At 67.0% G+C, this 20,703-nt stretch carries 21 protein-coding genes, 3 tRNA genes and 1 pseudogene; 16 read left to right on the top strand and 9 right to left on the bottom strand.

Translation table 11 applies throughout. From position 1 onward, the window contains the following. Positions 1-66: 66 nt before the first annotated feature. Both rpmA and rplU read right to left on the bottom strand, forming a co-directional pair. Positions 67-354 carry a 50S ribosomal protein L27 gene (gene rpmA, locus ACWPN3_RS20540; protein WP_109048977.1) on the bottom strand — a complete coding sequence of 96 codons (288 nt, stop codon included), beginning with the start codon at positions 352-354 and terminating at the stop codon, positions 67-69. A gap of 56 nt (positions 355-410) precedes the next feature. Beyond that, positions 411-728 carry a 50S ribosomal protein L21 gene (rplU, locus tag ACWPN3_RS20535; protein ID WP_012974890.1) on the bottom strand — a complete coding sequence of 106 codons (318 nt, stop codon included), beginning with the start codon at positions 726-728 and terminating at the stop codon, positions 411-413. A gap of 208 nt (positions 729-936) precedes the next feature. On the opposite strand from rplU, the gene ACWPN3_RS20530 reads away from it, so the two are divergent. The 3 genes from ACWPN3_RS20530 (at position 937) to ACWPN3_RS20520 (ending at position 2,673) form a co-directional block, all read left to right on the top strand. Continuing rightward, positions 937-1,026: transfer RNA gene (locus ACWPN3_RS20530), tRNA-Ser, on the top strand. Positions 1,027-1,279: 253 nt separating this feature from the next. Next, positions 1,280-1,942: a hypothetical protein gene (locus tag ACWPN3_RS20525; protein ID WP_492240971.1), complete on the top strand. Its 663-nt coding sequence runs from the start codon at positions 1,280-1,282 to the stop codon at positions 1,940-1,942. 197 nt (positions 1,943-2,139) lie between these two features. Next, on the top strand, positions 2,140-2,673 hold the full coding sequence (locus ACWPN3_RS20520) for a PDC sensor domain-containing protein (protein WP_492240970.1): 534 nt from the start codon (positions 2,140-2,142) through the stop codon (positions 2,671-2,673). A gap of 102 nt (positions 2,674-2,775) precedes the next feature. Here ACWPN3_RS20520 and ACWPN3_RS20515 read toward each other — a convergent pair whose 3' ends face one another. Further along, positions 2,776-3,264: an Hsp20 family protein gene (locus ACWPN3_RS20515; protein ID WP_109445664.1), complete on the bottom strand. Its 489-nt coding sequence runs from the start codon at positions 3,262-3,264 to the stop codon at positions 2,776-2,778. A 264-nt stretch (positions 3,265-3,528) separates the two neighbouring features. On the opposite strand from ACWPN3_RS20515, the gene ACWPN3_RS20510 reads away from it, so the two are divergent. Continuing rightward, a complete protein-coding gene (locus tag ACWPN3_RS20510; protein ID WP_492240968.1) occupies positions 3,529-3,957 on the top strand; it encodes a DUF1465 family protein in 429 nt (142 codons plus the stop codon). 119 nt (positions 3,958-4,076) lie between these two features. On the opposite strand, the gene rpmE is transcribed toward ACWPN3_RS20510, so the two are convergent. After that, on the bottom strand, positions 4,077-4,301 hold the full coding sequence (gene rpmE, locus ACWPN3_RS20505) for a 50S ribosomal protein L31 (RefSeq protein ID WP_012974887.1): 225 nt from the start codon (positions 4,299-4,301) through the stop codon (positions 4,077-4,079). A gap of 233 nt (positions 4,302-4,534) precedes the next feature. Between rpmE and ACWPN3_RS20500 the strand changes: the two genes are divergently transcribed. The 8 genes and pseudogenes from ACWPN3_RS20500 to ACWPN3_RS20465 all read left to right on the top strand — a co-directional run bounded on the left by ACWPN3_RS20500 (position 4,535) and on the right by ACWPN3_RS20465 (position 12,431). Further along, a complete protein-coding gene (locus ACWPN3_RS20500; RefSeq protein ID WP_199237784.1) occupies positions 4,535-6,328 on the top strand; it encodes an ABC transporter transmembrane domain-containing protein in 1,794 nt (597 codons plus the stop codon). Positions 6,329-6,407: 79 nt separating this feature from the next. Beyond that, a pseudogene (locus tag ACWPN3_RS20495) lies at positions 6,408-7,540 on the top strand (ABC transporter permease). Positions 7,541-7,697: 157 nt separating this feature from the next. Next, positions 7,698-8,678, top strand: a complete 981-nt coding sequence (gene mepA / locus ACWPN3_RS20490; protein ID WP_247872926.1) for a penicillin-insensitive murein endopeptidase — start codon at positions 7,698-7,700, stop codon at positions 8,676-8,678. 212 nt (positions 8,679-8,890) lie between these two features. Then, entirely contained in the window at positions 8,891-9,832 is a 942-nt protein-coding gene (locus tag ACWPN3_RS20485) for a methyltransferase domain-containing protein (RefSeq protein ID WP_247872927.1), read from the top strand. Between the two features lie 120 nt (positions 9,833-9,952). After that, positions 9,953-10,039 (top strand) — tRNA-Leu (locus tag ACWPN3_RS20480). Positions 10,040-10,077: 38 nt separating this feature from the next. After that, positions 10,078-10,153: transfer RNA gene (locus ACWPN3_RS20475), tRNA-Ala, on the top strand. 281 nt (positions 10,154-10,434) lie between these two features. Continuing rightward, on the top strand, positions 10,435-10,815 hold the full coding sequence (locus ACWPN3_RS20470) for a hypothetical protein (protein ID WP_492240966.1): 381 nt from the start codon (positions 10,435-10,437) through the stop codon (positions 10,813-10,815). 425 nt (positions 10,816-11,240) lie between these two features. Further along, positions 11,241-12,431 (top strand): glutathionylspermidine synthase family protein, encoded by a 1,191-nt coding sequence (locus tag ACWPN3_RS20465; protein ID WP_492240965.1) that lies wholly within the window; start codon positions 11,241-11,243, stop codon positions 12,429-12,431. 39 nt (positions 12,432-12,470) lie between these two features. Here the strand turns inward: ACWPN3_RS20465 and ACWPN3_RS20460 are convergent, their stop codons facing one another. Then, positions 12,471-12,689 (bottom strand): hypothetical protein, encoded by a 219-nt coding sequence (locus ACWPN3_RS20460; RefSeq protein WP_109445755.1) that lies wholly within the window; start codon positions 12,687-12,689, stop codon positions 12,471-12,473. A gap of 207 nt (positions 12,690-12,896) precedes the next feature. After that, positions 12,897-13,547, bottom strand: coding sequence for a polyhydroxyalkanoate synthesis repressor PhaR (gene phaR / locus ACWPN3_RS20455; RefSeq protein WP_109445757.1), 651 nt, complete (start codon positions 13,545-13,547; stop codon positions 12,897-12,899). A gap of 591 nt (positions 13,548-14,138) precedes the next feature. On the opposite strand from phaR, the gene ACWPN3_RS20450 reads away from it, so the two are divergent. The 4 genes from ACWPN3_RS20450 (at position 14,139) to ACWPN3_RS20435 (ending at position 19,337) form a co-directional block, all read left to right on the top strand. Further along, complete coding sequence (locus ACWPN3_RS20450; RefSeq protein ID WP_492240963.1) at positions 14,139-15,467, top strand: alpha/beta fold hydrolase; 1,329 nt, start codon at positions 14,139-14,141, stop codon at positions 15,465-15,467. Between the two features lie 113 nt (positions 15,468-15,580). Continuing rightward, positions 15,581-16,756, top strand: a complete 1,176-nt coding sequence (locus ACWPN3_RS20445; RefSeq protein WP_109445761.1) for an acetyl-CoA C-acetyltransferase — start codon at positions 15,581-15,583, stop codon at positions 16,754-16,756. A 148-nt stretch (positions 16,757-16,904) separates the two neighbouring features. Next, positions 16,905-17,627 (top strand): acetoacetyl-CoA reductase, encoded by a 723-nt coding sequence (gene phbB / locus ACWPN3_RS20440; RefSeq protein WP_063635164.1) that lies wholly within the window; start codon positions 16,905-16,907, stop codon positions 17,625-17,627. 195 nt (positions 17,628-17,822) lie between these two features. Then, positions 17,823-19,337: a UbiD family decarboxylase gene (locus tag ACWPN3_RS20435; RefSeq protein ID WP_109445763.1), complete on the top strand. Its 1,515-nt coding sequence runs from the start codon at positions 17,823-17,825 to the stop codon at positions 19,335-19,337. Positions 19,338-19,379: 42 nt separating this feature from the next. On the opposite strand, the gene ACWPN3_RS20430 is transcribed toward ACWPN3_RS20435, so the two are convergent. Genes ACWPN3_RS20430 through ACWPN3_RS20420 form a run of 3 tightly spaced genes read right to left on the bottom strand, consistent with a single transcriptional unit; the run spans position 19,380 to position 20,701 of the window. Beyond that, complete coding sequence (locus ACWPN3_RS20430; RefSeq protein WP_109445765.1) at positions 19,380-19,778, bottom strand: gamma-butyrobetaine hydroxylase family protein; 399 nt, start codon at positions 19,776-19,778, stop codon at positions 19,380-19,382. Next, on the bottom strand, positions 19,775-20,005 hold the full coding sequence (locus tag ACWPN3_RS20425; protein WP_109445767.1) for a Trm112 family protein: 231 nt from the start codon (positions 20,003-20,005) through the stop codon (positions 19,775-19,777). The genes ACWPN3_RS20430 and ACWPN3_RS20425 overlap by 4 nt, the downstream gene beginning before the upstream one ends. A gap of 27 nt (positions 20,006-20,032) precedes the next feature. Further along, positions 20,033-20,701, bottom strand: a complete 669-nt coding sequence (locus ACWPN3_RS20420; RefSeq protein ID WP_109445769.1) for an LON peptidase substrate-binding domain-containing protein — start codon at positions 20,699-20,701, stop codon at positions 20,033-20,035. Positions 20,702-20,703 lie beyond the last annotated feature (2 nt).

Genomic DNA, 20,703 nt, shown 5'->3' with positions numbered 1-20,703 from the left:
TTATCCCACAAGCGTGCAGGCCTGCGACACAGGCCGCGCAACGACCTTACTGGTTGTTCGGCCCGATCACTCGGCGGCGACGGCCGGAACTTCCTGGTCGTTGGCCGGAACGACGTTCACGAAGGTGCGGCCGTTCGAGCTGTGCTTGAAGTAGACCTGACCGTCGGCCATCGCGAAGATGGTGTGGTCGCGGCCGAGGCCGACATTCTCGCCCGGGTGGAACTTCGTGCCACGCTGACGGACGATGATGTTGCCGGAGACGACGTTCTCGCCGCCGAAACGCTTCACGCCGAGACGGCGACCGGCGGAGTCACGGCCGTTGCGGGACGAGCCGCCTGCCTTTTTGTGTGCCATGGGGTGTTGCTCCTAATACTGAAGATGCGCCTGGAAGCTTGACCGGAAGACCCGGATCAGGCCGCGCCGTTGATGCCGGTGATGCGCAGGACGGTCAGGTCCTGGCGGTGGCCGTTCTTACGGCGGTAGTTCTGGCGGCGCTTCTTCTTGAAGACGATGATCTTCGGGCCGCGATCCTGGGCGACGACCTCGGCGACAACCGAGGCGCCGGCCACGGTCGGGGTGCCAATGGTGGTGTTGCCTGCGTCGCCGACCATCAGCACGTCATCGAGCGTGATGGAGGCGCCAGCATCGGCCTCGAGCTTCTCAACACGGATCACGTCGCCATTGGCGACCTTGTACTGCTTGCCGCCGGTGCGGATCACTGCAAACATTGTCGTCACTGCCTATGTCAAAACAAACGGCGGGCTTCTCGCCCACCGTTCGATGCGCAAGCCCGTTCATGGGAGCGACGATCTATACTCAAGGTGGCCTGAGAGTCAACAGGGATACGGCCGAAAAGCTTCGCATTTTTCTGCAAAAAAGGCTTGCGCGGCCGGAGGCGTTTATATAGGTTCCGCCCACCCCGCCAAACGGGGCAGCGGATGGGTGGCAGAGCGGTTGAATGCACCGCACTCGAAATGCGGCATACCCTCACGGGTATCGGGAGTTCGAATCTCCCCCCATCCGCCATTCTCTCTCACGGGAGAGTAAATTGCAAAGCGCCAGCCGGACCGGCTAGGCGCTTTTTTCTTGTCCGGCTTCCGGCCGGCTTTGCCTCGGCTGCCTTTCTCCCGGCCGCCCCGGTCTTTTCCGGTTGGGCATCTCCTTTTTCTCCGGACCGTCGCGATGGCCGTTCCCCCGGCTGGTTTGTTGGTCATCTCAACGCCAACGCCCAGATCCCTTCGGTGCGATCCGCCAGGGATGCGACCGGAGGGGTGCCGCCATGAACACGCTCGGCCGTCACGATGGGTGCCTGCGCTTCTCCTATGTCGTCGACGGTGGCCTGCGCGTCGAAGGCACCCACGATCCGGCGGAGCAGGTGCTGGTCCTGAAGGTGACGGCGCCGCAGGGGCGGGTGATCCATATGGATGCGATTCCCTGCGACGACCCCCGTGTCATCCTGGCGGCGTTGCGCGAATGGGGCGAGCCGCCGGAGGAGGTGCGCGACGCCTTGCCGGCGCTGGGCGGCAACGCGATCCTGCTGGAGACGCGGCTCGGCGACTCGGTGCGCGCCTCCGTCCGCCGCCATGGCATGAAGGTGGAGGTGATCTTCATCGACGGCGACGGCCGGCGGCTGGCAGAGTTGCGCGCCGGCAGCCTGGAAGCGCTCGACGCCAAGGCCGGCGGGCTGCTGCGCCTGTCGCAACGGACCCGTGCGGTTCTCAACGCATGGCTGTCGGCCGAACCGCTGTGGCTGGCGGCATTCCTGTTGGGCGGGCCTTTCCTCGGCGCGTTGCTGATCGTCTTCGGGGCGCAGGTGTCGCCTGAACAGGTGCTGGTCACCGCCTATGCCGGGGCCGCCGGGCTGGTCGCCGCCTATGAACTGCTGCGCGCCGGTTACGCCGAGTGGGTGCTGGCGCCGCCGGAGAGCTTTCCGCGCCAGTGATCTCCGGCATTTGATCCGTATCACGGATCTTCCGTTTGACGGAAAAACAAGGCCCGACGCTGTGGCGCCGGCATCGGGAGTCCGACCATCGCCCCGCCCATGACTGGGCCAAACGACTGGGAGGACATCACATGACGCAGGCTCGATACTGGATCGCCGGCTGCGCGGTTTCCCTTTTGTGCGCAGGCACGCTCTCGATGGCGTCCGCCGCGGATCCCGCCCTGGAGGGCGCGGTGCGCAAGGCGGTCAGCCAGCAGGCCCAGCCCTGGCTGGCCGATCCGGCGGTGGTCGGGGCGGTGAAATCGCAGAACAGCAAGAATGCCGGCATCGCCCAGGCCAAGATCGACGAGATGGACAACACATGGAAGGCGGCGGCCAAGGCGGGAGGCGCCAATCCGGCCTTCGATGAGGTCTCGTCGAACGCGCTGTCCAAGCAGCTGAAGCAGGTCGTCGCCGGCAGCAACGGCCGGATCGTCGAAATCCTTCTGATGGACGATCATGGGCTGAATGTCGGCCAGACCGCCGGGACCTCCGATTTCTGGCAGGGCGACGAGCCGAAATGGCAGAAGATCTTCACCGGCAATGCCGATTTCTACATGACCGACCCGGAGACGGACGACAAGACCGGCGCCATGCTGACCGAGGCCAGCGTTCCGGTGATGGACCCGGCCGGCAAGCAGAAGATCGGCGTTGCGATGATCGTTCTGGACACCGCGAAGCTGGGCCAATAGGCGCCACCCACAGCGGCGGTTCGACCAAGCAAACGGCGCCCCGGATGGTCCGGGGCGCCGTTCTCATGTCCGCTTCAAAAGCGGACGGACCGTGTCAGGGCGTCAGGCCGCCTGCTGGGTCAGGGCGGGAGCCGGAGCGGGCGTCTCGACCTCCACCGCCTGGTTGCCGGCGGCGGTGACGATCGGAATGCTCCGCGGCTTCATCGCTTCGGGTACCTCGCGCGCCAGCTCGATGTGCAGAAGGCCATTCTGAAGAGACGCGCTGGTCACCTTGATGAAATCTGCCAGCTGAAAGCGGCGCTCGAACGCGCGCCCGGCGATACCCCGGTAGAGGAATTGGCCGGTCGGCTCGTCCTTCTTAGCTTTACCAGTGACGGTCAACGAGTTCTGGTGAGCGACGATGTTGAGGTCGTCCAGACCAAAGCCGGCAACGGCCATGGTGATACGGTACGAATCCTCGCTCAGCTTTTCGATGTTGTAGGGCGGATAGGACGCCGCCTCGTCACCGGTGGTCGCGGTCTCCAGCAGACGCGACAGGCGGTCGAAACCGACGGTGGAACGGAACAGCGGCGAAAGGTCGTAGCTACGCATGACATATCCTCCGAAAGAGCGATACGGCCATCGAGGACCACGGTCTGGTCGGTCCTCGAAGGTGGGGTTGGAGGCGGACCCCGTATGGGCATCCGCCTGACGAGCGAGAGATAATCGACGCTTTTCCCTGTTCAAGAGGGCGGTCGCACAAACGCCGGCCAGACCCCGCCTGGGGTTGCCGGGTACCGCCCAGTCACCAATTGTTAATCAGTTGCGGCAAGGCTCACGCTAGGGCCGTAAGTCCGCGGGAGGGGGCCGACGACCATGACTTTGCACACCTTCTTCTTCAACGGTCCCTACGACGAGACCATGGCCCTCTTGATCGAGGCGCGGAATTACATCGCCTATCACGATGCGGCCGAGCACCGGAAGCTGCCGCCGCAGGTCCGCTTGCAGATCTCCTACGAATCCATGCGGGTGACCAGCCGCCTGACCCAGGTGATGGCGTGGCTGCTGGCGCAGAAGGCCGTTCACGCGGGCGAGATGTCGAAGGAGCAGGCGGCGAGCGAGGATTTCGCCCTGTCCGGCGGCGAGATCTGCTCCGATCCCAGCGGCCCCGACAACGAGGAACTGCCGTCCGGCCTGCGCAGCCTGCTGGAACGCAGCCACAGCCTCTACATGCGTGTCCACCGGCTCGACGCCATGGTCCGCGCCGATGTGGAGCGCGAGGCCGCCGCCGCCGCTGTCGGATAAGCTTGCGGTGGGGGAAGGCAGCCACCGCCCCATGCGCAAACGGAAAAGCACAAACGAAAAGGGCGCCCGAACCGGTCGGACGCCCTTTTCGCATCGGCAGGATAGAAGTGCGGTAACGCTTACTTCTTGAGGCCGAAGTTTGCGAAGCGCTTGTTGAACTTGGCGATCTGCCCGCCGGTGTCCAGCAGCTTCTGCACACCGGTCCAGGCCGGGTGAGACTTCGGGTCGATGTCGAGGCGCAGCGTGTCGCCCGGCTTGCCCATGGTGGAGCGGGTCGTGAACGAGCTGCCGTCGGTCATGACCACGGTGATCTCGTGATAGTCGGGATGGATGTCAGTCTTCATGGCCGGGGTTCCTGCAAAGCGAGCGGCGTCTATACCAAAACGCCTTCGCCGGTGCAACCCCGGAATCGAGCCCTGTTCGGGGAGTCTCGGGCGGGTTCCAAGGCCATTTCCGCGGCGGTTTCGCCCGTCCATCGCCTTGTTGGCGTCGCCGCACCGCGCTATATGCCACCGATCCGCATCAATAACCCCAACAGACAAGCGGGAACCGCGTGGCTCGCCAACCCTCCCCCGACATGATCGCCGCCTCCGCCCGTGGCGAGGCGGATGCCCGCCGCCGCGACCTCGGTCCCCTGCGCCGGCTGGTGCCGTTCCTGCTTCCCTACAAGTGGCGCATCCTGGGCGCCATGGTGGCGCTGACCGTGGCCGCCGGCACCGTGCTGGGGCTGGGGCAGGGGATGCGGGTGCTGATCGACCAGGGTTTCGCCGGCGGCGACACCTCGCTGCTCGACCGCTCGCTTCTGGTGCTGCTGGCGGTGATCGCACTGATGGCGGCCTCGACCTATGGCCGTTTCTATCTGGTCAGCTGGATCGGCGAGCGGGTGGTCGCCGACATCCGGCGCGCCGTCTACGACCATGTGCTGACACTGTCGCCAGGCTTCTTCGAGACGACCAAGACCGGCGAGATCCTGTCGCGCCTGACCACCGACACCACGCTGTTGCAGGTGGTGGTCGGCTCGTCCGCCTCCATCGCGCTGCGCAACGCGCTGCTGTTCCTGGGCGGTACCGGCATGCTGCTGATCACCTCGCCCAAGCTGACCGGGCTGGTGGCGCTGGTGGTCCCGCTGGTGGTGGCGCCGATCATTTTCTTCGGCCGGCGGGTGCGCAAGCTGTCGCGCGACAGCCAGGACCGCATCGCCGACATCGGTTCCTTCGTCGAGGAGACGCTGGCCGCCATCCGCACGGTCCAGGCCTTCACCCATGAGGCCATCGACCGCACCCTGTTCGGCAAACGGGTGGAGGAGGCGTTCGACGTCGCCATCCGCCGCGTGCGGGTGCGGGCGGTGATGACGGTGATCGTCATCGTCCTGGTGTTCGGTGCGGTCGGCATCATCCTGTGGATCGGCGGCCATGACGTGGTGGCGGGACGCATCACGCCGGGCCAGTTGTCGGCCTTCGTCATCTATTCCGTGGTGGTCGCCGGATCGGTCGGCGCTATCAGCGAGGTGATCGGCGACCTCCAGCGCGCGGCCGGCGCCACCGAGCGTCTCTTCAGCCTGCTGTCCGTCGAGTCGGAAATCCGTGCACCGGCCATCCCGAAGCCGTTGCCCAGCCCGGCGGCAGGGGCGCTGTCCTTCGACGCTGTCCGCTTCCACTACCCGTCGCGCCCCGATTGGGCGGCGCTGGAAGGCTTCTCGCTAAATGTGAAACCGGGCGAGCGGGTGGCTCTGGTCGGCCCGTCGGGGGCGGGCAAGTCGACGGTGTTCCAGCTTCTGCTGCGCTATTACGATCCGCAGGCCGGTTCGGTGCGACTCGACGGCGTCGATGTGCGCGACGCCGATCCGGTGGATGTGCGCCGACGCCTCGGCCTCGTCGCCCAGGACCCGGTGGTGTTCTCTGCCGACGCCTGGGAGAACATCCGCTACGGCCGACCCGACGCGTCGGATGCCGAGGTGCGCGCCGCCGCCGAGGCCGCCCATGCGCTGGACTTCCTCGATGCGCTGCCGGAGGGGTTCGGCACCTTCCTGGGCGAGAAGGGCGTGCGGCTGTCGGGCGGCCAGCGCCAGCGTCTCGCCATCGCCCGCGCCATCCTGCGCGACCCGCCGGTTCTGCTGCTGGACGAGGCGACCAGCGCGCTGGATGCCGAAAGCGAGCGGATGGTGCAGGACGCGCTCGACCGGCTGATGCATGGGCGCACCACGCTGATCGTCGCCCACCGGCTGGCGACGGTGCTGAACGCCGACCGCATCGTGGTGATGGACAAGGGCCGCGTGGTTGAGACCGGCACCCATGGCGAGCTGGTGGCGCAGGGCGGCCTCTATGCAAGGCTGGCGGCATTGCAGTTCGACCGCGCGGACGGGGTGGCGTAGGGGGACGTAAGGGCGCATCGACGCCTCCGGCCGACCGCGCTACCCTTGCCGCCATCCCCAGCCCCCATGAGGCAGTGCGATGGCGCGGATATCGGCGGGCCGCCTGATGGCGGTGATGGTGAAGGAGTTCATCCAGATGCGGCGCGACCGGCTGACTTTCGCCATGATGGTGGGGGTGCCGATCCTGCAGCTGATCCTGTTCGGCTTCGCCATCAACTCCGACCCGAAGGCGCTGCCGACCGCGCTTCTGGTCGCCGACTCCAGCCCATTCGCCCGGACGCTGGTCGCGGCGATGGAGAATTCCCGCTACTTCGCCATCACCCGCAGCGCCGCGTCCGAGGTCGAGATCGACCGGCTGCTGGCGGAAGGGGAGGTGCAGTTCGCCGTCACCATCCCCCCGGCTTCGCCCGCGACCTCCAGCGCGGCACCCGCCCGGTCCTGCTGGTGGAGGCCGACGCCACCGACCCGGCGGCGACCAGCAACGCCCTGTCGGCGCTGACCGCCATCGCCCGCCAGGCGCTGAACCCCGACCTGACCGGTCCGCTGGCGGGCATGCGAACCGGTCCCGACCCGGTCGAACTGCGCGTCCACCGCCGCTACAACCCGGAAGGCATCACCCAGTACAATGTGGTGCCCGGCCTGATGGGCGTGGTGCTGACCATGACCATGGTGATGATGACGGCGCTCGCCGTCACCCGCGAGCGGGAGCGCGGGACCATGGAGAACCTGCTGGCGATGCCGGTGCGCCCGTTCGAGGTGATGCTGGGCAAGATCGTGCCCTTCGTCGTCGTCGGTTATGTCCAGGTGCTGCTGATCGTCGTGGCGGCGCGGCTGCTGTTCGACGTGCCAATCGTCGGCAGCCTGGGCCTGCTGTCCGCCGTGCTGATCCTGTTCATCGCCGCCAACCTGGCCGTCGGCTTCACCTTTTCCACACTGGCGCGCAACCAGTTGCAGGCGATGCAGATGTCCTTCTTCTTCTTCCTGCCGTCGATGCTGCTCTCCGGCTTCATGTTCCCCTTCCGGGGCATGCCCGGCTGGGCGCAGGCGGTGGGGGAGATCCTGCCGCTGACCCATTTCCTGCGAATCGTCCGCGGCATCCTGCTGAAGGGGAACGGGCTGGCCGAGATCGCGGCGGAGGTGCTGGCGCTGGCGCTGTTCCTGACGGTGGTCACGGTGGTGGCGCTGAAACGCTATCGCCAGACGCTGGATTGAGCCGCAGGAACCGCCATGGGGCGCACCACCGATGGCCCGGCTTTGCGCCTGTCCGTTCGGTTGTGCCGCCCGGGTGCCTCCTCCATCATTCCTTAACCACGACTCCGCTATAGCCGTAACAGTGGCGGTGCTGGCGACGGCGATGCGGGGGGCAGAGATGGGTTTTCGCGCTTTTGGCGGACGTGCCTGCAAACTGGTCGCCCACGTCGGGCTGGCCGTCGGGCTGGCCGTTGCGCTGCTGGCGGCGGGCGAGGCCGACGCCAAGTCCCGGAAGAAAAAGCCGGCGCCGATCCCGGCCTATGCCACCAGCGTCGCCTGGGGGGCGGTGACCGGCCCCTCGCTGGGGGCCGCCAAATCCATCGGCGGTTATGCCGCCGGCTGCATCGCCGGAGCCCGTGCCCTGCCGCCGGAGGGTGTCGGTTATCAAGTGATCCGCCTGTCGCGCCAGCGCAACTACGGCCATCCGGTGCTGGTCGACATGCTGCGCGACTTCGGACAGCGGGTGGCGCTCGCCGGGCTGGGTACCGCGCTGATCGGCGACATGGGACAGGCGCGTGGCGGGCCGATGCCGTCGGGCCATGCCAGCCACCAGATCGGCCTGGATGCCGACGTCTGGCTGCGTCTGGATCTGCCGCCGATGGGCCGCTCCGGCCGCGAGCGGCTGGACGAGATCAAATATGTCGATTACGACCGCATGCGGGTTAGCGGCGACTGGTCGGACCGGCAGGCGAAGATGGTCCAGATCGCCGCCAGCGATGCCCGTGTCACCCGCATCTTCGTCAATCCGGCGATCAAGCTGGCGATGTGCCAGCGCAGCTGGGCCGACCGCAGCTTCCTGAACAAGCTGCGGCCCTGGCACGGCCATGACGGCCACATGCACATCCGGCTGGGCTGCCCCGCCGGCAGTCCGCAGTGCGAGCAGCAGGATGCCCAGCCCGAAGGCGACGGCTGCGGGGACGAGCTGATGTCCTGGCTGGACAGCGCCGCTCCCGCCATCGAGCATCCGCCGGGATACAAGCCCGAGCCTCGGGTGGTCCGCAAGATGCCGGCAGCCTGCGCTCCTGTGCTGAACGCGGCAGGCACCCGCATGGCGTCGCTGGCCGATACCGCCGCGGCGCCGGCCAAGGCCGCGCGCTGACGGGTTGGCGTGTTTCCGCGGAGAAATTTTTCCACTTGCATGCAATTAGCGTCCGTCTAACCTGAGACTGGCCAGATTCTTGCGGATGGTGTGTCCGGTCCATGCCGGACAACCGCAGGGATGCTGTGCCGGGTGCTGCCGGTCGGGGGTGATCGGCGGTACCGGGAGTCGTTCGGCGGATGGGGTGCCACGGCGATGACGGATATGCGGAAATGACGGACAAGGACGGAGCGTCCGGACACGGACCGAGCCTGAAGACGCGCCTGTACGCGTGGTGGGAAGGCTATGACCTGTCCGGCATGAAGGCGAAGAAAGGCGATGAGCCGGCGCCTGCACCGGAGCAACCGCAGCCCGCCGCTCCCGGTCCAGGCATGAATCGCTGGGGTAAGCCGCTGTGGACAGCCACTCGCATCGAGGTGGCCGAGAAGATGTGGGGCGAGGGCTTCAACACCCCCGGCGGCGCCGACCACATCCCTTATCTGGTCAAGCCGCTGGGCCTGAACCCGGCGATGAGCGTGCTGGATCTCGCCGCCGGGCTGGGCGGCACCAGCCGCACCATGGCCGGCAAATACGGCTGCTGGGTCACCGGGCTGGAGGCGTCGGAGCTGCTGGCGAAGGAAGGCATGGTCCGCTCCTTCAAGCTGGGGCTGGAGAAGAAAGCGCCGGTCGAGACCTTCAATCCGGAGCATTTCGGCTATCCCAAGCGCGTCGACGCCATCGTCTACAAGGAAGGCCTGTTCTTCGTCCGCGACAAGGAGCAGATGTTCGACGGGATGGAATTGGCGCTGAAGCCGCGCGGCCATCTGCTGATCACAGATTACATCGCCGAAGCGGATGTAATGGGCGCCAAGGCGGTGCAGAGCTGGTGCGACAAGGAGCCGCTGACCCCGAACCTCTGGCCCAAGGACCGCATGGCCAATGCGTTCGCCCAGCGCAACCTCGACCTGCGCATCGCCGAGGACATCACCGACACCCACCGCGGCCTGATCCTGTCCGCCATCCAGGGGCTGGTCGAGCATCTGGAGAAATTCCAGCTCGACACCCCGACCAAGCTGGCGGTGATGGAGGAGGTCGAACTGTGGGCCCGCCGCGTCGCTGCCATCGAGGCCGGCGTGCGGGTCTACCGCTTCTATGCGATCAAGCCGGCGGAGTAGGGGGCGTCAGCTCCCGGCCGTGTCTCCCGAAAAACTTTTGCGCGATTGCATTTTTTTACTTGAGCGCGGCGGCTGCCCTGGGTACATAGAGCGCCCCGCGTGACCCCAAGAAACGCGGATGCGCTTGTGGCGGAATTGGTAGACGCGCTAGGTTCAGGTCCTAGTGGCTGAAAGGCCGTGGGGGTTCGAGTCCCTCCAAGCGCACCAACACTTTCAGTGTTGGTGAAGAGTAAGAGAAGTATAGTGGGGCCATAGCTCAGCTGGGAGAGCGCTACAATGGCATTGTAGAGGTCAGGAGTTCGATCCTCCTTGGCTCCACCATTCTCTTCCGTCTGCCGGGGCGGGAAAATCCCGGCCAATCCCCGATCGTTAAAATTCATCCAGATCCGAGCCGAACCAGCCGGGATCTTTATCGGTACAGCCACTGTGGCCTTTCCGCATCAGGAAGGCGCAGACAGGGTGTTACCACCTTGGGGCGCATGGCCGAACGGGTGCCGCGCACGGATAATCGCGCCTGTCGAACCGCAAACTCTCTTCTGCACGCTTCGACGCAAACACGCACCCACATCGCACGCCATTCCGATTTTTCCGGAGCGCCCACCATGTCCACACGGATGGAACACGGGTTGAGGACGCTTGTCCTCGCCCTTTACGATGAAGCTGCATTGACGGCGGCTGCCAAGGGCCTGACCGGGCTGCTGGCCGAACGGGCGGCCTTGAGCGAGGCCGCAAGCCTCGCGTCCGGCCCGGCCCGCCGGAGCCTGTCCGAGGAAGAGGTGTTGCGCATCGTGCTGTCGGCCCGCCGTCTCCAGCGCATGGGCGGCTCGCGTGACGATGGCCCGGTGCTGGTTCCCGGCCTGTCGGCGGTTCCGCCATTGCCGTCGCTGCATCGGGCGGTTGCTGCGATGAAGCCGCGCCGCGGCCGTCTGGCCCTGTGGGCGATGCGCTCGCTGGCACGGCATCCGTCGGCGCCGCTGATCTGACGCGCGCTGGCTGACAGGCAGCGGTCCCGTGCCGGCGACCGGTTCCCGCCGGCAAGGGGCCGCCGCTGCCTTTCACCGCAGCGGCCGGAGTTGCGCGGCAGGCGCCCCGGAGTAGGGTCCGTGGCTGACCCCAGTCCCATGCGGCCCCTCTCATGCGGCCGCGGTGCGCGCACTTGGGGAGGACTATTGCGGATGCGTGCTGGCGCGCTGCGGCGCGGCAGGCTACATACGCAAGGCTGCGCTTGCGTCGCAGCGATTGCGTCGCGAGCATCCGCGTCTGCGTCGGATTGGCCTCCCCCGGAGTTGACCGTTGACCAGTGGACAGTTGACCAGCCTGCCGCCCGTCACCTTTTCCCTGTGGCTTTTCATATGCCGCGCCTCGGCTACGTGCCGCGCGGCTTGCCGGCACTGACGGTCGGGGCGGCATGCGCAGGACGACGATGAAGCCGCGGGCCGACTGGCGCCCGGGTCTCCGCAAATTCCCCTATGGTGTGCGTGCCATGTCGGCCGGGGCAGGCTGGCGGGAAGACACCGTCTATGAGTTCACCGCCTCGCAGATCGACCTGATCGAAAGCGTGGCGGACGAACTGCACAGCATGATCGCCGTCGCCGTGCGCCATGTGATGGAGCACAAGCTGTTCGCCTCCCTCGGCATCCGTGGCGATCTGGCGCGCATGCTGGAGGCGTCCTGGGTCGATTACTGGGCCGGCGGACGGCGCAACGAACGGGCAGGTGGGCTGGCCGGCCGGTTGACGCTGGCCTATGACGGGCGAGACAGCGTCAAGCTGCTCGGGTGCAACTACGACACCACCGAAGGGCTGTTCGCCGCCTCGATGATCCAGCGCAACTGGCGCGAGGCGATGGCGCCGGATGCCAACCAGTTCAACGGCCTGCACGAGGCGCTGGTGGAGCGCTGGGAGGAATTGGCGACGGGCGTGCCCGGCCGCGGCCGCATGCATGCGACCTGTGCCACCCCCGACCCGGTGCGCGAGGGCGAACTGGTCTATCTCGCCGCCACCGCGGCGGAGGCCGGCATCGACACCCGTCTGCTGCCGCTCCATTCCATCGCCTGGGACGGCCGCCGCTTCCTCGACGACGAGGGGCAGCCGATCTCCTGGTTGGCGAAGCTCTATCCGTGGGACGGGCTGGCCGACGACGGCTTTCTCCAGCGTCTGCGCAGCAGCGGCATGAGCGTGCTGTCGCCGCTGTGGTGCTGGCTGTGGTCGAACCACGGCCTGCTGGCGGTGCTGTCCCACCTGTATCCGCGCCACCCGAACCTGTGCCGTGCGGCGCTGGATCCCAGCGGCGTGGCCGGTGCCGAGATGGTGACCGCGCGCGCCCTGCACGGGCTGGACGGTGCGCCCACCCGGATGTTGCGGCATGGGGAGGTGATTGCCGACGACGGGCCGGACATCGGCGAGGATGTCGCGGCCCATGGTGCCGTCTGGCTGGAAACCCCGTCCTGTTTCAGGGAGGAGGACACCCGCGCCGTCCTGCACGCCTGGATCGTCGGCGACAAGTGCCTGGGCATGGCGGTGCGGGAATCCACCGACCCGCGGCTGGGGTCCGGTGTCGGGCCGGACGCGGCGATGGTCCCGCACCTGTTCAGAGGCTGATTTAGGGGCCGATTTTTCGGCGACTGTCCCGACAACCCATCAGGGCGCGAACGGGTTCTTCAATGCCGGGCCGAAGGTCGCCTTGCGGGCGGCGCGCCAGATGCTTTCGGCCGCCGCATCGTTGCCGCGGTCGGCGATGGCCATGCCGGCCACGCCGGGCTGATGGCTGAGCCAATCGCGCAGAAGGTTTTCAAACCGCGCGACCTCGCGCGGATCGTCGCTGGCCATGGTGATCGAAACGGTCAGTTCGGTGGTCATGGTCGGTTCCCTCCTGACGGTTGGACGGGCCGGTCGATCCAAAAAATCAGCCGGACCGGCGCCGCGGACGAGAAGGTGCCCCCTATGCACGGGGGAAAGCCTGCGCGCCCGATCCCGCATGCGCAATGAAAAAGGCGGGGTATGACCCCGCCTTTCTCGCCTCCCGTCGACCGGGACCCTAATCTGCCGGACGGTTCCGGCTGCCCGTCACTTCGTGTCCGACTTGCTGCCGGGAATGGCGATGCTGGCAATCTGCTTCTGCAATTCGTCGATCCGCTTCTGCAATTCGTCGAAGGTGGCGCCGCCCGGATTGGCGGCGGGCGCGGCGTTGCCCCCCTGACCGGGCTGGCCGGCCGGGCGCTGCGCGCCGGGCACCTCGTCCCCGGCGCCGGGGGTGCCGAAGGGGGTGAACATGCGCATGGCGCGCTCGAACATCGCCATGTTCTGCTTGCTGACCTCGTCCAGCCGGCCGAACGGGAACATGCCGCCCAGCGTGTTCTGGAAATAGTCGCGCATCTGCTCCTGATTGCGCGAGAAGGCCTGCATCGAATATTCCAGATAGCGCGGCACCACGGACTGCATGTTGTCGCCGTAGAAGCCGATCAGCTGGCGCAGGAAGCTGATCGGCAGCAGGTTCTGCCCCTTGCTTTCCTCTTCCACGATGATCTGGGTCAGAACGGACCGGGTGATGTCCTCCCCGGTCTTCGCGTCATAGACCACGAAGTCCAGCCCGTCCTTCACCATCTGGCAGAGATGGTCGAGCGTGACGTAGCTGCTGGTGGCGGTGTTGTAGAGCCGCCGGTTGGCGTACTTCTTGATCGTGATCGGAGCGGACTTCTGGTCTTCCTTGTCGGCCATCGCTAAGTCTTTCAAGAAGGGACGCGTTCCAGGTCACGTTCCAGGTCATGGAGTTCCGGAACACGCGTGACTGGCGGCGGAAATTGTTCCGTCATTAGGACTACTCGAAGGGATAGCAATTTGTCCAGCGTTGCGCCGCGGCATAGCGCCGCGGTTGCGCCCGGCCCGGTGGTGCGGATGGAGGATCGGTGCGCAAGCGGCTGCCTACCGCCGATACCCGAAAGGTCAGGTAAGGGGCCATGCCGGACTGGTCAAGCCGGCCCGGCGGCCCCTATACTCCGGCCATGGCCGACCCGTCGAATCCAGACCGACCCTCCGATCCGTCCGCCGCCGACCCGCCTTCCTACGAAACGCTGGCGCGCCGCTACCTGGACCTGTGGCAGGACCAATGGACGGCCTGCGCCGCCGATCCGGAAATGGCCGACATGATGACCCGCATGTTCCAGATGATGGGGCAGGGGGCGGGGCCGTTCGGCTTCGGTCAGGCGGGGTTCGGTGCGTTCGGCGGCGGTTCCATGCCCGGCACTGGCTGGGACCCCCACCCCTGGCCATTCCCGAACAGCGGCTCCCCCCAACACGGACAGCCTTCCGATGAGCGAGCGTCTGGCGGACGACAGGCAGACGGGCGAGGCTCCGCCCAATCCGGCAGCGGGACCGGTGAAACGGCAGGGACCGCGCCCGCTGGCGCTGCATCTGACGGCGGCTCTGGCCAGCTTGCTCAGCTCCTCGGCCGCATTGCCGCACTTGAGGAACGGCTCGCTTCCCTGGAACCCGGCCCTGCGGAGCCGGGCGGCGGCGCTTCGGGAGGAGATGGCGCGGGCGGACCGGCTGCAGAGCGCCCAAAAGTGGGAAAACCGAACGTGGGAAAGGGCGCAAGGTCCCGGCGACCGTCTGGCAAGGGAGGTTGACCGCGAGGTTCGCCGCCGGATCGACGCCGTCCTGACCGGGATCGAGCGCTACCGCAGCCACCCCTACCGCCGCGACCTGCCCGATCCGCCGGCGGTCTGGACGGAAGGCGGATCGCGCCTGCTTGATTACGGCCAGGGAGGGGGCGGGCGGCCGGTCCTGTTCGTGCCGTCGCTGGTCAATCGCGCCTATATCCTCGACCTGTCGCGCGACAAGAGCCTGATGCGCTGGCTGGCGGCGCATGGTTTCCGGCCGCTCATGCTCGATTGGGGCAGGCCGGGGCCGCTGGAGCGGCGCTTCACCCTGACCGACTACATCGCCGGACGGCTGGAACGCGCGCTGGACTTCGCCGTGGAGACGGCCGGCGCGCCGGTGCCGGTCGTCGGCTACTGCATGGGCGGGCTGCTGGCCGCGGCGCTGGCGCAGCGCCGGCCGCGCTCGCTCGCCGGGCTGGGGCTGATGGCGACGCCCTGGGACTTCCATGCGGAGGATGCGGCGACCGCCCGCCGGGTGGCGACCTTCATCCAGCCCTGGGGACCGGTGCTGGACCGCTGGGGCGAACTGCCGACCGACGCCCTGCAGGCGCTGTTCGCCCAGCTCGACCCGCTGCTGGCGCTGAAGAAATTCTCGGGCTTCGCCCGGATGGCGCCCGGCTCCCGTGCCGCCACCGCCTTCGTCGCGCTGGAGGATTGGCTGAACGACGGGGTGCCGCTGGTGGCCGGTGTGGCGCGCGACGCGCTGGCCGGCTGGTACGGGCGCAACGACACGATGGCGGGGGCCTGGATGGTCGCCGGGCTGCCGGTCGATCCCGGTGCCATCCGCGTGCCGACGCTCGCCCTCATCCCGGAGCGCGACCGCATCGTCCCGCCGGCCTCGGCCCTGGCGCTGCCCGCCGCGATTCCCGGCGCCAGAATCCTGAGGCCGCCGCTGGGCCATATCGGTATGGTGGTGAGCGCCGGTGCCGAAACCGGAGTGTGGAATCCTCTGGCCGAATGGCTTGCTGCGACAGGTTAGCGCCGCGACCTTCAGCCAGCTTGCACCCATCATATTGCCCGACTTAAGGTAAGAATCACTCCGAGCGTCCCACCAGCGCTATAATAAAACTGTCCTATTTCGAGGAGCGTTCAATGACCGAGGTTGTCATCGCCGGTGCCGCCCGTACGCCCATCGGCAGCTTCAACGGCGCCCTCAGCGCCGTTCCCGCCCATGTCCTGGGCGAGGTCGCGATCCGCGAAGCGCTGGCCCGCGCCAAGACCGATGCGGCGGAAGTGAACGAGGTGATTTTTGGCCAGATCCTGACCGCCGGCCAGGGGCAGAACCCGGCCCGTCAGGCCGCCGTCAACGCCGGCATCCCGGTTGAGGCGACCGCCGTCGGCGTCAACCAGCTCTGCGGGTCGGGCCTGCGCACCGTCGCGCTCGGCTATCAGGCGATCAAGAACGGCGATGCCGATGTCCTGGTCGTCGGCGGCCAGGAAAGCATGAGCATGGCGCCGCACGTCATGCACCTGCGCAACGGCACCAAGATGGGCTCCGCCGAACTGCTCGACACCATGCTGCGCGACGGCCTGACCGACGCCTTCCATGGCTATCACATGGGCACCACCGCAGAGAACGTCGCCCAGAAGTGGCAGCTGACCCGGCAGGAGCAGGACGCCTTCGCCGCCGCCAGCCAGCAGAAGGCGGAAGCCGCCCAGAAGGCCGGCCGCTTCAAGGACGAGATCGTCCCGGTCACCATCAAGGGCCGCAAGGGCGACGTCGTCGTCTCGGACGACGAGTACCCGAAGCACGGCACCACGGAGGAATCGCTGGCCAAGCTGCGCCCGGCCTTCTCGAAGGACGGCACGGTGACCGCCGGCAACGCGTCGGGAATCAATGACGGCGCCGCCGCCCTGGTTCTGATGACGGCGGAGAACGCGGCCAAGCGCGGCGTCACCCCGCTGGCCCGCATCGTCTCCTGGGCGACCGCCGGCGTCGATCCGGCGATCATGGGCACTGGCCCGATCCCGGCCTCGCGCAAGGCGCTGGAAAAGGCCGGCTGGACCGTCGACGACCTCGACCTGATCGAGGCGAACGAGGCCTTCGCCGCCCAGGCGCTGGCCGTCAACAAGGACCTCGGCTGGGATACCAGCAAGGTCAACGTCAATGGCGGGGCCATCGCGCTCGGCCATCCGGTCGGCGCCTCCGGCGCCCGCGTGCTGACCACGCTGCTGTTTGAAATGCAGAAGCGTGATGCGAAGAAGGGCCTCGCCACCCTGTGCATCGGTGGCGGCATGGGCATCGCCCTCTGCGTCCAGCGCGACTGAGGACCGGACGGGCCGCTTTTGGAAACGGAAGCGGCCCGCTTCGCTCGAAGGCTTGGGACATCCGCCGGACCTGCGGAGGGAGTCCCATGCCCAACAATAAAAAGTCAAAGAAACCAACCAACCATCACTAAATCTGGGGAGAAGAACTATGGCTCGTGTTGCAGTCGTCACTGGTGGCACCCGCGGCATCGGCGAGGCGGTTGCCGTCGCCCTGAAGAATGCCGGCTACAAGGTCGCCGCCAACTATGCCGGCAACGATCAGGCGGCCGAGGAATTCACCGCCCGCACCGGCATCCCGACCTACAAGTTCGACGTCGCGGACTTCGACGCCTGCAAGAAGGGGATCGCCGCGATCGAGTCCGACCTGGGCCCGGTCGACGTGCTCATCAACAACGCCGGCATCACCCGTGACGGCGTGATGCACCGCATGACCTACGATCAGTGGGAGAAGGTGATCCACACCAATCTCTCCTCCTGCTTCAACATGTGCCGCAACGTCATCGACGGCATGCGCGAGCGTGGGTTCGGCCGCATCGTCAACATCGGCTCGGTCAACGGCCAGGCCGGCCAGTACGGTCAGGTCAACTACGCCGCGGCGAAGTCCGGCATCCACGGCTTCACCAAGGCGCTGGCGCAGGAAAGCGCTGCCAAGGGCATCACCGTCAACGCCATCGCGCCGGGCTACATCGACACCGACATGGTGCGCGCGGTGCCGGCCAACGTGCTGGAGAAGATCGTCGCCCGCATCCCGGTCGGCCGTCTCGGCCGTGCGTCGGAGATCGCCAAGGCCGTGCTGTACCTCGTCGACGACGACAACGGCTTCATGACCGGCTCGACCCTGTCGGTCAACGGCGGCCAGCACATGTACTGATCCCGGACCGGGTCTCGCACCCTGGTTCATGAGGTTTGACGAAGCCCCTTTCCCGCCCCTGTCCGGACCCCTGGTCCACCCGGGGTGGGGAAGGGGTTTTGTTTTTGCATTAGCCTCCACCGCACTTGACGGACCGGCCGCCGAGTTGAAGGTTATCGTCCATTTCGGACGCACCACCACATTGGACACCCTGCGATGCCCTACACCTCGTTGCGCGACTTCATCGACCGGCTGGAGAAGGCGGGGCGGCTGGTGGTGGTGAAGGAGCCGGTGTCCAGCGTGCTGGAGATGACCGAGATTCAAACCCGCCTGCTGGCCGAGAACGGCCCGGCGGTGCTGTTCGAGAATGTCATCAAGGCCGACGGCACGCGTTCGGAGATGCCGGTGCTGGTCAACCTGTTCGGCACGGTCGAGCGGGTCGCCTGGGGCATGGACCGCGAGCCGCACCAGCTGCGCGCGGTCGGCGAGACGCTGGCCTTCCTCAAGCAGCCGGAACCGCCGGGCGGCTTCCGCGAGGCGCTGGAGCTGATCCCGCTCGCCAAGACCGTGCTGTCGATGAAGCCGAAGACGGTCGGATCGGCCCCTTGCCAGGAGGTGGTGCTGACCGGCGACGACATCGACCTCGGCCGCCTGCCGGTGCAGAGCTGCTGGCCGGGCGAGCCGGCGCCGCTGATCACCTGGCCGCTGGTGGTCACCAAGGGGCCGACGGGGAAGCGGGAGGATGATTTCAACCTCGGCATCTACCGCATGCAGGTGCTGGGGAAGAACAAGACGATCATGCGCTGGCTGAAACACCGCGGCGGCGCCCAGCACCATCACCGCTGGGCCGCCAGCGGCAAGCGCGAGCCGCTGCCCTGCGCCGTCGTGCTGGGGGCCGATCCCGGCACCATCCTGGCCGCGGTGACGCCGGTGCCCGACACCCTGTCGGAATACCAGTTCGCCGGCCTGCTGCGCGGCAAGAAGGTGGAGCTGGTGGAGTGCAAGACGGTGCCGTTGAAGGTGCCGGCCCAGGCGGAGATCGTCCTGGAAGGCCATGTCAGCCTGGACGAGTATGCCGACGAGGGGCCGTACGGCGACCACACCGGCTATTACAATTCGGTCGAGCCCTTCCCGGTCTTCACCGTCACCGCCATGACGATGCGGCGCAAGCCGATTTACCTGTCCACCTTCACCGGCCGGCCGCCCGACGAGCCGTCGGTGCTTGGCGAGGCGCTGAATGAGGTGTTCATCCCGCTGCTGATCCAGCAATTCCCGGAAATCGTCGATTTCTGGCTGCCGCCGGAGGGCTGCTCCTACCGCATCGCGGTGGTCAGCATGAAGAAGGCCTATCCCGGCCATGCCAAGCGGGTGATGATGGGCGTCTGGTCCTTCCTGCGCCAGTTCATGTACACGAAGTGGGTGATCGTCGTGGACGACGACATCGACGCGCGGAACTGGAAGGACGTGATGTGGGCGATCTCCACCCGCATGGATCCGGCCCGCGACATCACGGTGATCGAAGGCACGCCTATCGACTATCTCGACTTCGCCAGCCCGGAATCGGGGCTGGGCGGCAAGGTCGGCCTCGACGCCACCAACAAATGGCCGCCGGAAACCAAGCGCGAGTGGGGCGAGAAGCTGCACATGACCGAGGAGGTCGTCGACGCGGTCAGCCGGAAATGGGACCTGTACGGACTGCCGGGCAGCGGAAAGCCGATCTGGAAGAAATGAGCGGGCCACCCTCTCCCGGCCTGGGTCGGGAGAGGGAGTCCATCAGCGCCGCGGGTCGCGGCTCAGGCCCTTGGACTGCAACTCTTCAAGATACTCGGCCCACAGGGCTTCCTGTTCGGTGCCGATCTCGTAGAGATATTTCCAGGTGAAGATGCCGCTGTCGTGCAGGTCGTCGAAGACGATGCGGATGGCATAGTTGCCGACCTGCTCCAGCCGCATGATGCCGACATGGCGGCGACCGGCCACCGTCTGCTTCTGGCTGGGGTTGTGGCCCTGCACCTCGGCGGAGGGGCTGACGACGCGCAGGAACTCCGCCGGGTAGGAGAAGGTCCGGCCGTCGTCGAAATCGACCTCCAGCCGCTTTTCCTCCTTCTTCAGGCGGATCTCGGTCGGCCAGTGGACCGTGCCGAACCCGTCTCCTGTCTCGGCCCCTGCACTCATCGCGCCGCCCCCGCCTTGTCCAGGCTGCGGGCCTCGTCGATCAGCATGATCGGGATGCCGTCGCGAATCGGATAGGCCAGACCGGCACGCTCGCTGACCAGCTCCGCACGCTCGGCGTCATAGCGCAGCGGACCCTTGGTCAGCGGGCAGACCAGGATCTCCAGCAGCTTCGGATCGACGCGGGCGTTGGTTTTCGCTTCGCTGCTCTTGTCCTCGGGCGTCGCCATGTCGTGTCTCGTGGTGATTGGAAGGAATCAATGCTTGGGCGGCGGACCGTCCCCGTCATGGCTGTCGAGAATGGCCATCTCGACCAGCCCGATCAAGAGCTTCCCACGGTCCGCCAGGGTCGGCGCCTCCAGCAGCGCCTGTTTTTCACCAGGCGTGAAGGGACAGATCATCGCCAGCGAGTTGACCAGCCGTTCGTCCAGCGTCGATTCGATGGATTTCCAGTCGACCGACAGGCCCTGGACGCGGAAATAGGTCTTCAGGGCGCCGAGCAGCCGGGTGCGGTCGATGTCGCCGCAGGACTCGGGTTCCAGGTCGGCGCGGAAGGGGCGCCAGTCGGGCACGACCCGCCGATAGCCGCGCGCACCTTCCACCTCCCGCCCGATCTCGAACCGGGCGACCCCGGTCAGGGTGATGAGGCACCGGCCGTCGTCGGTCTCGGAGAAGCTGGTGATGCGGCCGGCGCAGCCGCAGGAATAGACGGCCGGCTCGCGTTCCCGCCCGGCGGGGTCGAGGGGCTGGATCATGCCGATCATGCGGCCGCTGCCCAGCGCATCCTCGACCATGGCGAGATAGCGGGGCTCGAAGATGTTCAGCGGCAGCCGCGCCCGCGGCAGCAGCAGGACGCCGGCCAGCGGGAAGATCGGCATCATCGCCGGCAATTGGCTGAACTCGGGGTCGAAGGGGTTTCTGGTCATGC

It is taken from the genome of Azospirillum sp. UENF 111221, assembly GCF_058780625.1.
Note: the sequence above shows the minus strand (reverse complement) of the source record. Positions and strands in the feature narration are given on the sequence as shown.